The 10,607-nt window shown below is 34.6% G+C and carries 8 protein-coding genes; 4 read left to right on the forward strand and 4 right to left on the reverse strand.

Annotated elements, in window-relative coordinates:
- Nucleotides 1–64: 64 nt before the first annotated feature.
- From ABJI11_RS02600 to ABJI11_RS02615, 4 genes are all read right to left on the reverse strand, one after another.
- Complete coding sequence (locus ABJI11_RS02600; protein ID WP_348349151.1) at nucleotides 65–1,375, reverse strand: carboxypeptidase-like regulatory domain-containing protein; 1,311 nt, start codon at nucleotides 1,373–1,375, stop codon at nucleotides 65–67.
- 96 nt (nucleotides 1,376–1,471) lie between these two features.
- The gene (rluF, locus tag ABJI11_RS02605; RefSeq protein WP_348349153.1) at nucleotides 1,472–2,215 is read right to left on the reverse strand and encodes a 23S rRNA pseudouridine(2604) synthase RluF; all 744 of its coding nucleotides are present in this window, start codon (nucleotides 2,213–2,215) and stop codon (nucleotides 1,472–1,474) included.
- Nucleotides 2,216–2,231: 16 nt separating this feature from the next.
- Entirely contained in the window at nucleotides 2,232–3,245 is a 1,014-nt protein-coding gene (locus ABJI11_RS02610) for a serine hydrolase (protein WP_348349155.1), read from the reverse strand.
- Nucleotides 3,246–3,376: 131 nt separating this feature from the next.
- Nucleotides 3,377–3,616 carry a hypothetical protein gene (locus tag ABJI11_RS02615; RefSeq protein WP_276492417.1) on the reverse strand — a complete coding sequence of 80 codons (240 nt, stop codon included), beginning with the start codon at nucleotides 3,614–3,616 and terminating at the stop codon, nucleotides 3,377–3,379.
- A 224-nt stretch (nucleotides 3,617–3,840) separates the two neighbouring features.
- On the opposite strand from ABJI11_RS02615, the gene ABJI11_RS02620 reads away from it, so the two are divergent.
- The 4 genes from ABJI11_RS02620 (at nucleotide 3,841) to ABJI11_RS02635 (ending at nucleotide 10,256) form a co-directional block, all read left to right on the forward strand.
- Nucleotides 3,841–4,722, forward strand: coding sequence for a peptidyl-prolyl cis-trans isomerase (locus tag ABJI11_RS02620; protein WP_348349157.1), 882 nt, complete (start codon nucleotides 3,841–3,843; stop codon nucleotides 4,720–4,722).
- Nucleotides 4,723–4,810: 88 nt separating this feature from the next.
- Nucleotides 4,811–6,154 (forward strand): peptidylprolyl isomerase, encoded by a 1,344-nt coding sequence (locus tag ABJI11_RS02625; RefSeq protein WP_348349163.1) that lies wholly within the window; start codon nucleotides 4,811–4,813, stop codon nucleotides 6,152–6,154.
- 4 nt (nucleotides 6,155–6,158) lie between these two features.
- On the forward strand, nucleotides 6,159–7,112 hold the full coding sequence (locus ABJI11_RS02630; RefSeq protein WP_348349159.1) for a MoxR family ATPase: 954 nt from the start codon (nucleotides 6,159–6,161) through the stop codon (nucleotides 7,110–7,112).
- A gap of 369 nt (nucleotides 7,113–7,481) precedes the next feature.
- The gene (locus ABJI11_RS02635; RefSeq protein WP_348349161.1) at nucleotides 7,482–10,256 is read left to right on the forward strand and encodes a bifunctional aconitate hydratase 2/2-methylisocitrate dehydratase; all 2,775 of its coding nucleotides are present in this window, start codon (nucleotides 7,482–7,484) and stop codon (nucleotides 10,254–10,256) included.
- Nucleotides 10,257–10,607 lie beyond the last annotated feature (351 nt).

The raw sequence follows: 10,607 nt of genomic DNA on the forward strand, positions 1-10,607 counted from the left end.
AATCCCTTTGTAATTCTATTATAAAATAGCAAAGGGATTTTTTTTAAACACTACTTAAAGTTATCTAGCGTGCAGCAGTACCACTTATAGGTTTGCCTTTTCGCAATTGTCTTTGAATTTTTTTAATAGCAGATTCTATGGATTTTTCGGGTTCAATAATATTGTATTCTCCCCAAAAATCTGGATCGGTAAAACCTATGGCTTCGTCACTTAATATAATTGATGACTTCATTCTGTCCTTATACTTAGGAAAGGTATTTTCTGTATTCTTTTCCCAATCTGTGATAGCCATTTCACAATTCATGCTGTATACTGAATTGAATAAACGTTTGTCCCAATCTATTTTGAATTCTAATAGAACATTGCTATAGCCATAATACCATTTACCATCTTTTTCTCTGTAATCTACACGGTAAGATACTTCCGTTGGCCATACCTCTGCATTCTTAGGTTTTCTTCTTACGAACATTTGAGATGCCAATCTTTTATCAGTAATGTTAAGGGAGTAAATAGCGCTTGTCAATATTTTATTTTCAGCATCAATGTATAGTTTACCATTATATAACGGGTCTATAATTTCAGGTTTTTGCTTGAAATCAATAACGTAAATAAGCTGGTCATTTACACGAGTAGAGGTGTCAAAAGAAAAATCGTAGTATGCTAAAGTCTCTGGTGTAAAGATGTAGTTTGGGTATTTTACCATGTCCACAAATAATGTATTGAACGGTCCGCCTTGAAGTTTCAGAGCAACCGTGTCTAACTTATTGTAATCCGTACTCTTACGAGCTTTGTAAAGTTCTAGTGCATCGGTCTTTTTAGAAGAATATGGAGTTTTGTAAATATTCACTACCGCTTCTGAAAGACTTACATTAGTTCTTCTTTTCTTAATAGTTTCTCTGTAAAAGGCAGTCATTACAGTACTTTCATTTAAATAATTGTCCCCCTTTTTGTTCAGCGTTTCTTTTACTAACGCCTCAGCATCATTTGGGGCATCTATACTTGCCTCTGATAAGGCCATAACAAATTCGGTCATGAAGATTTTATTCTTCTTCTCCTCTAATTCTGAAATAGCAATTTGTTTGGTTTTGTAACCTAAGAATGCAATAGTTAATTTGTTTTCAGTGTACTCACTTGGAACTTTCAATGAAAATTGCCCTTCTGAGTTGGTAATCGTGGTTACATTGGTGTTGTCTACGGTAAGTGTAGCAAAAATTAAAGGTTTTTTGGTGTCGGCATCTAAAACTTCACCGGTGTATTCCGTATAATTAATGGCTTGTGCCATCATGGCATAGGTTCCTAATCCTATGGAAACAAGAAATATCAATATATACTTGATAAAATGATGACTTGTTGAAAAATTGTACTCTTGTGACATAACGTATCTTTTCTTTATAAGGTAGTGATTAATAACGAATTATATCGATATTTTCTGTTAAATCGTTAGTGTTGTGATAGCAATGATATGACGAAATTACTTTTTGCCGTCGAATGTTTTTGATGAGGTACTAACAAGCCTGTTGATTTCCTTTAATTCTTCTTCGGTAAGATCACGCCATTTTCCAACGGGTACATCTAGTTGTACGTTCATAATTCTAATGCGCTTCAATTTCTTTACCCTATAATCTAGGTATTCGCACATTCTACGAATTTGTCTGTTTAGACCTTGAGTTAGAATTATTCTGAATTGATATGTACTTACTTCAAAAACCTCACATTCTCTGGTGACTTGGTCAAGAATAGGAATTCCTTTGCGCATCCTATTTAAGAAATCAATGGTAATTGGCTTATCTACGGTTACCAAATATTCTTTTTCGTGGTTGTTACGTGCACGAAGTATCTTGTTTACAATATCGCCATCATCGGTTAGGAATATAAGTCCCTCACTTGGTTTATCTAATCTACCAATTGGGAAAATTCGTTTTGGGTAGTTTATAAAATCAATAATATTGTCTTTTTCAACACCCGTATCTGTAGTGCAAACAATACCTACGGGTTTGTTGAATGCCAAGTACGTAGATTTTCCTTTGGATCCCTTAATCAGTTCTCCATCAACTTTAACAACATCTCCTGCAGATATTTTAGTACCCATTTCTGGTACTTCTCCGTTAATGGTTACTCTACCTTGGTCAATCAATTTATCTGCAGCTCTACGTGAGCAATAACCAGCTTCGCTTAAGTATTTATTTATCCTTGTTTTGTTGGTGTTATCTTGCATATTCAGCGTGCTGTTTCTAATGTTGATTTCGATTTAATTCTTGTTGGTAAATTTCTCTACCTAATTGTGCTAAAAACGGAATTCCTATTTCATCATATTCATAGGCGTCATCATTAAAGATACCGTCTTTGTTTACTAAAATAGTTGCCGTCAATAGAAAATCGATATTATTTTTACTGTCTTTTATATAGGCACAATCAGTTAACGTGCCGTAAGCGAACCCTACTTTATTATATATTTCTATATACTCAGGTATGATCTTTTTAGTATCGCCAAACATGAAAAACTTACAGTAGCCATCATAATATGTAGCCTGATCATAGCCTGCTTTTTGCGGAGTAGTGTGCATTGCTTTAAGTAAATATGCTCTTTGCTCGCTACTAAGGTCAAACTGTTCTGTTGCTTTATAGTTCTGCGGAAACATCACTCTTTTTAAAAGGTTGTGTTGTGCAGAAATAGGATAATAGTTTTTTTGACTAAAATCAAAAGCTTCTTCAATGAGTTCGCCATCTTCAAAATACCCACTTCCCTTTTCAATTTCAAAGAGCTCTAAACGTTCTGGTGTCTTGTTTAAGATTGATTCCGTAATTCCAGTAGTAGAATCGTTCAAGTAAATGATTAGGGGCTTTGTTCTTAAATCATCTGAATGATAGCCTAATCTATGACTTAGTCTAACAGGTGCAATCCCTTTGTTCTTTAAACTTTCATTGATAGCTTCAAATCCTAAGAACTCTACCAACCTATTGTTTGCCAAATTATCACTGACTGCAAAAATTTCAGATATATCCTTTGCAACGGTACTTTCAAGAGTATCGCCTTCTATATAGTATCTCGTATTTATAGATAAGGTGTCTGTTTTATTTAGTTTTTCTAACGCTAAAACAGCAGTGGGGAATTTAGCTGTGCTTGCAGGATAAAAATACATGCTATCATTTACCTGAAAATCATAGTCCGTAAATGCGACACTATCATTTCTTCTATCTATTTGTGTATATCTTATTTGAACCTGATAACTATCAATACTATCCATAACCCTTTTTATTTTAGGGTCATTTGATGATAGGGCAACTTCAAGAAAATTTAAATTTTGTTTTTTTTGAGCGCAACTCGTCAAAAAAACACAACATATGAAAAGAAGAAAGTACTTCATGGTATTATGTTTTATGGAGTATAAACTTCGCCACGGTGCGGTTTTAGTAAATCTCTGACCGTAATCATTTCTTTTTCTTCCACGACCATAAATGCAATACTGTACATGTCATTTATTTCATTGAAACCAGTAATATTCAAAGCTGTTTTTTCAGAAGCTATAAATTCATTTAGGTGCTTAACATGATGTTCGGCAGTTTTTAATGCAGCAGGACCTCTAAAATCCCATATTAGTTTTATCTGTCGGTTCAAGAATATATAGTGTTAGGTTATAAAAACAAGTAGCAAATTTACCTAAAAAATGGCGGTTTATAGTCAGTATGTAATGAGATAAAAAGGTAGTGACAGGTTATTTTTAATTGATTATTAGCTATTTGTTATATCTTGTAAGCCCTAAAAACGTGTTAAGTAAATCATTAAGCATTTGCACACGATTTGGTTATTGCTATTTTTGCTTGATGTTTTTTAAGAAATCTATGTTTTTACTCCGTAAGTTTTATCCTATTGTGATGATAGGGGTAATCGCTGTTGCATTCACCTCTTGTGACGGTCTTTTTAAGAAAGATGAAGAAAAGAAAGTCATTGCAAGGGTAGGCGAGTCTTTTTTGTATGAAGACGACCTAGCGCCGTTAATCACAGAGAATATGACTAAGGGTGACAGTGCTTCTTTTGCTGTCAACTACATAAACAATTGGGCCTCTAAACAATTGTTACTTTCTAAAGCCAAAATTAATTTGTCTGAAGAAAAATTGGCTGAATACAATGCCTTGGTAGATGATTATAGAACTGAATTATATACAAGTGTTTATAAAGAGGCATTGGTTGCACAAGCTACAGATTCGGTAATTACTGTTGAGCAATTAAACGCATTCTATGAGAACGCCAAAGAGAATTTTAAATTAAAAGAGCAGATTGCAAGAATTCGTTTTGTTGCCTTACCAAAAGGATTTTTAAATCAAGATGAAGTAGGTAAGCGTTTAAAAAGATTTAAAAAAGATGATGTTAGGTATTTAGATTCTGTTGGTATTCAGTTTACTAAATTGAACTTTAATGACTCTATTTGGGTACGCTACACTAGAATATTTGAAGAAATACCTCCAATTACCCCAGACAATGCCAATAAGTACTTAAAAAATTCACAATTTTTTGAATTAGAGGATTCAATCGGGGTATATTTGGGAAAAATAGAGGAAACTAAAGATGTCAACGATGTTGCGCCTTTGTCCTTTATTAAACCTACAATTGAACAAGTTTTATTAAGTCGTAGAAAAATGGACTACCTACGCAAATTAGAAACTGAATTATTAGATGAAGCAATCAAGGATAATGAATTTGAAGTTTTCGAAAACAAAAAATAGTATTTACATAGGTGCAGTTTTACTATTCTCAGGTATAGTAACCGCACAAGATTCTATACCAAACGTTACGGCTAATGAAGCTGAGCCAATGGAAGCTATAGCAGAAGCTAGCCCAATTAAAAAAGACTCCTCTATTAATTTCAAAAAAATTAAGCTTGATGGTATTGCCGCTGTTGTTGGTGATTATGTAATCTTGGATTCTGATATAGAGAAAACATTAATTGATCTTAAAAGTCAAGGTGCAGCTACAGAAGACATTACCCATTGTGGACTTTTAGGTAAGTTGATGGAAGATCGTTTGTACGCTAACCAGGCTGTTCAAGATAGTATTTTAGTTTCAGATGATGAGGTAAACGCAACCGGTGACCGCCAACTACAATCTTTGGTACAACAGATCGGTTCTATGGAAAAGGTATTGAAATACTATAAGAAAACCGACGAAGCTAGTTTTAGAGAAGAGCTTTATAAAATTAATAAGTTACGTATGCTTTCTGAGCGTATGCAACAAGACATTATTAAAGAGATTGAAATTACACCTGAAGAGGTTCGTCAATTCTTTAATAAGATTCCAGAAGATGAGCGTCCGGTATTTGGTGCTGAATTAGAGATTGCACAAATTACCAAAGAGCCAGAACCATCTGAAGAAGAAAAACAAAAGGTTATTGATAAGCTGAATCAGATCAAGGCAGATGTTGAGGATAACGACTCTAGCTTTAGTGTAAAGGCGATTCTATATTCTCAAGATCCGGGATCTAAATCTAAAGGTGGTTTTTATAGCATTACAAAAGACACCGGTTTTGATAAGAAGTTTAAAGATGTAGCCTTCAGTTTAAGAGAAGGTGAAGTTTCTGAACCTTTTGAAACTGTATTCGGCTTCCATATCATCTACATTGAAAAGATTAGAGGTCAAGAGCTAGACTTAAGACATATATTGATACAGCCAGAAATATCTCAAAACGTAATGGACGAGGCTAAAGCCGAATTGGATAGTATTCGTAAGAAAATTATTAATGGTGAATTTACTTTTGCCGAGGCTGCTTTAAATTTCTCTGATGAGAAAGAAACGAAATTTGATGGCGGATTGCTACGTAACCCGGTAAACTTCGATTCTAAATTTGAGTTGACCAAAATGGATCCTACATTATACAACCAAGTACAGAACTTGAAGGATAATGAAATTACATATCCTGTGTTAGAAGAAGATCCAAGAGGTGGAGCACCTAAATATAAAATTTTAAAGATTACCAATAGGTATGATGAGCATGTTGCCGATTTCTCTAAAGATTATACGAAGATTCAAGAATTGGCGCTTACCGAAAAGAAATACAACGCCATTAAAAAATGGATGGATGAGCATATAGAAGATACTTATATTAGTGTTAACGATGAGAACAAAGATTGTGAGTTCGCTAATAACTGGGTAAAAGAATAAATATATGTCAGACGTTGCAGCAATAGAACGCCTAGTAGTAAAACATGCTGAGCTTAAAAAGGAAATAGCCAAGATCATTGTAGGTCAAGATGAGGTTATTGAACAGATTTTGCTTTCTATTTATTCAGGTGGTCATTCATTGCTGATCGGTGTTCCGGGCTTGGCAAAAACCTTAATGGTAAATACCATTGCTCAAGCTTTGGGTCTAGAGTTTAAAAGAATACAGTTTACACCAGATTTAATGCCAAGTGATATTCTTGGTAGTGAGGTTTTAGATCAGAATAGGAATTTTAAGTTTATAAAAGGTCCTATATTCTCTAATATTATTTTGGCAGATGAAATTAATAGAACTCCGCCAAAAACGCAGGCAGCTCTTTTAGAGGCTATGCAAGAGAGAGCGGTTACTATTGCCGGGCATCAACATAAATTAGATTTGCCATATTTTGTTTTGGCAACTCAAAACCCAATTGAACAAGAAGGAACATACCCGTTGCCAGAGGCTCAGTTAGACCGTTTTATGTTTGCCATAGAATTGAAGTACCCATCTATAGCTGAAGAAATTCAGGTGGTTAAAAATACTACTGCAGATAGAAAACAGGTAATCAATCCGTTATTTAATGCTCAAGACATAATTGACATACAAGACTTGGTACGTAGAGTGCCGGTTGCTGATAACGTTGTTGAGTATACCGTAAAATTGGTGAATAGTACAAGACCTAATTTAGACTCTGCTTCAGACTATGTTAAGCAGTACTTAGATTGGGGAGCAGGACCAAGGGCATCACAAAACCTTATTTTAGCAGCTAAGGCAAATGCTGCCGTTCATGGAAAATTTTCTCCAGATATTGAAGATGTACATGCCGTAGTAAAAGGTATACTCCGTCATCGTATCATTAAAAACTACAAAGCTGAGGCAGAAGGTATCAGTGAAGAAGATATTATTGATAGGTTACTTTAAAAAACTACCACTTTTCTACATTTTTCGAAGAAATTAAAGAAAATGGCTATCATTATTGTTTGATATCTATCTACTTTATCCCTCATTTGAGAAAAAGTTACTAATCATACTTATTTAATTTTAAATGCGTTCTATATTACGTAATTTTACGAAATTGCGTAAACTTAATATTAATTAACAGATGACATTTGACATTGGTAAGTTTAGAGGAATATATAATGTTCTAATTCAATAGCATATATTCTTAAAATCCTTTCAGTCTGTTAATTTGTAGATATAATGATTCTCATTTCATAAACAAGTCTTCAGAGAGAAATTAGAAATCTAGCTACATGTCTGCATCCAAATTAACAAACAAATTACTTTTTAATGAGCATTTATAAAGATTACCTTAAGGAGATCGAAGAGCGTAAAAGTCAAGGTCTTCATCCAAAGCCAATTGATGGTGCTGAATTACTTAGCAAAATCATTGAGCAAATTAAAGATGTGGATAATGAGTATAGAGAAGATTCTCTAAACTTTTTTATCTATAATGTTTTACCGGGTACCACTAGTGCCGCAGAGGTAAAAGCAGTATTCTTAAAAGAAATTATTCTTGGTGAGTCGGTCTTAGAGGAGATTACTCCAACTTTTGCTTTTGAACAATTGTCTCATATGAAGGGTGGTCCTTCAGTAAGGGTGTTGTTGGATATTGCCTTAGGTTCTAACGAGGCTTTGGCAAAACAGGCAGCTGAGGTTTTAAAGACTCAAGTATTCCTTTATGAAGCAGATACTTCTCGTTTAGAAGAAGCTTTTAAAAGTGGAAATGCCATTGCTAAGGATATTATTGAAAGTTACGCACAAGCGGAATTCTTTACCAAACTACCAGAGGTAGAAGAAGAAATAGAAGTAGTAACATATATTGCCGGTGTTGGTGATATTTCTACAGATTTATTATCACCAGGTGGTGATGCACACTCCAGATCGGATCGTGAATTGCATGGACAATGTATGTTTGAGCATAACAAAGACATGCAAAATGAATTATTGGCTTTAAAGGAAGAGCATCCTGATAAGCGTGTAATGCTTATTGCCGAAAAAGGAACTATGGGTGTTGGTTCTTCTAGAATGTCTGGTGTAAACAACGTGGCATTATGGACGGGTATTTCATCTAGTCCGTACGTACCTTTTATTAATATTGCACCGGTAATTGCCGGTACAAATGGTATTGCTCCAATATTCTTGACTACGGTTGGTGTAACCGGTGGTATAGGTTTGGACCTTAAAAACTGGGTAAAACAAAAAGATGAAGCGGGTAATACAATAGTTGATGAAGATGGTGAGCCAATTCTAAAACAAATGTATTCTGTTGCAACAGGTACGGTGCTTACTATTAATACAAAAGAGAAAAAGCTTTATCACGGTAAAGTTGAATTAAAAGATATTTCTGCAGCATTTACTCCCCAAAAAATGGAGTTTATGAAAGCAGGTGGTTCTTACGCTGTTGTTTTTGGTAAAAAACTACAAACATTTGCAGCTAAGACCTTAGGTATAGATGTACCTCAAGTATATGCAACTTCTAAAGAAGTTTCTATTGAAGGACAAGGGTTAACGGCTGTAGAGAAAATTTTCAATAGAAATGCAGTTGGTACTTCTGGAGCTACGTTACACGCAGGATCTTATGTTCGTGCAGAGGTAAATATTGTAGGTTCTCAGGATACTACAGGTTTAATGACCTCTCAAGAATTAGAGATGATGGCTGCAACGGTTATTTCTCCAATTGTAGATGGTGCGTACCAATCTGGTTGTCATACGGCATCAGTTTGGGATGATAAGTCTAAAGCTAATATTCCAAGATTAATGAGCTTTATGAACGACTTTGGTTTAATTACCGGTCGTGATCCAAAAGGGAAGTATTTCCCAATGACGGATGTTATTCATAAAGTACTAAACGATATTACGGTAGGGGATTGGGACATCATTATTGGTGGAGATTCTCATACACGTATGTCTAAAGGTGTTGCTTTTGGTGCAGATTCAGGTACTGTTGCCTTGGCGTTAGCTACAGGTGAGGCTTCTATGCCAATTCCAGAATCGGTTAAAGTGACCTTTAAAGGACAAATGAAATCTTATATGGATTTCCGTGATGTGGTACATGCTACGCAACAGCAAATGTTACAACAGTTTGGAGGCGAAAACGTATTCCAAGGTCGTGTAATTGAAGTTCATATTGGTACGTTAACTTCTGATGAAGCATTTACGTTTACGGATTGGACGGCAGAAATGAAAGCGAAAGCATCTATCTGTATTTCAGAAGATGATACCTTAATTGAATCTTTAGAGATTGCAAAAGGTCGTATCCAAATCATGATAGAAAAGGGTATGGATAATGCAAAAGGTGTACTTCAGGGACTTGTTGATAAGGCAGAGACTAGAATTACGGAACTTAAAACAGGTATTAAGCCTTCTTTGAGACCAGATGCAGATGCTAAATACCACGCAGAAGTAGTTATTGATTTGGATGAGATTGCTGAACCAATGATTGCAGATCCAGATGTAAATAATGAAGATGTTTCTAAGCGTTATACGCATGATAATATTCGTCCATTATCTTACTATGGTGGTACTAAAAAAGTAGATTTAGGTTTCGTTGGGTCTTGTATGGTTCACAAAGGTGATATGAAAATATTGGCTCAAATGTTGAAAAACGTTGAGGCGCAAAACGGAAAGGTTGAGTTTAAAGCTCCTTTAGTAGTTGCGCCACCAACTTACAATATTGTTGATGAGTTGAAAGCCGAAGGAGACTGGGATGTACTTGTAAAGTACTCAGGCTTTGAATTCGACGATAGCGCACCAAAAGGTTTGGCACGTACCAAGTACGAAAACATGTTATACTTAGAGCGTCCAGGTTGTAACTTATGTATGGGTAACCAAGAAAAAGCAGAACCAGGAGATACTGTAATGGCAACTTCTACACGTTTATTCCAAGGAAGAGTTGTAAAAGATGATGGAGAGAAAAAAGGAGAATCTTTATTATCTTCTACTCCAGTGGTAGTATTATCTACCATTTTAGGAAGAACTCCTACTTTAGCTGAATATGAAGCTGCAGTAGATGGTATTGTTTTAACCAAGTTTAAGCCTTCGCAAAAACAATTAGTTAGATAATATAATTTCTTTATATATAAAAAAGCCTGAATCAAAGAATCAGGCTTTTTTTGTTTCTAAATTAAAAAATAGGTACATAAAAAAACATTCTCATTTTAAAACATTATAGCATAGAAAAAACTTATTTAACTATCATTATATATATGTTATTTACACTTTTATAGTCATTCTACATTTTGTATATTAGTACAAATAATCAAAAAAAATATAAATACTATGGCATTCGACATTGATATGATAAAAAAGGTTTATGCGCAAATGGCAGAACGTGTTGATAAAGCACGTGAAGTTGTTGGTAAGCCCTTAACACTTTCTGAAAAAATCTTATATAATCATCTTTGGGATGGAAGC

The organism is Maribacter sp. (genome assembly GCF_039968975.1).
Taxonomy (GTDB): Bacteria; Bacteroidota; Bacteroidia; order Flavobacteriales; family Flavobacteriaceae; genus Maribacter.

Coding starts and splice junctions, on each gene's coding strand:
- ABJI11_RS02610 (WP_348349155.1), bottom strand. CDS start 3,245: ATGGATAGTATTGATAGTTATCAGGTTCAAATAAGATATACACAAATA.
- ABJI11_RS02620 (WP_348349157.1), top strand. CDS start 3,841: ATGTTTTTACTCCGTAAGTTTTATCCTATTGTGATGATAGGGGTAATC.
- ABJI11_RS02600 (WP_348349151.1), bottom strand. CDS start 1,375: ATGTCACAAGAGTACAATTTTTCAACAAGTCATCATTTTATCAAGTAT.
- rluF (WP_348349153.1), bottom strand. CDS start 2,215: ATGCAAGATAACACCAACAAAACAAGGATAAATAAATACTTAAGCGAA.
- ABJI11_RS02630 (WP_348349159.1), top strand. CDS start 6,159: ATGTCAGACGTTGCAGCAATAGAACGCCTAGTAGTAAAACATGCTGAG.
- ABJI11_RS02625 (WP_348349163.1), top strand. CDS start 4,811: ATGGAAGCTATAGCAGAAGCTAGCCCAATTAAAAAAGACTCCTCTATT.
- ABJI11_RS02635 (WP_348349161.1), top strand. CDS start 7,482: ATGAGCATTTATAAAGATTACCTTAAGGAGATCGAAGAGCGTAAAAGT.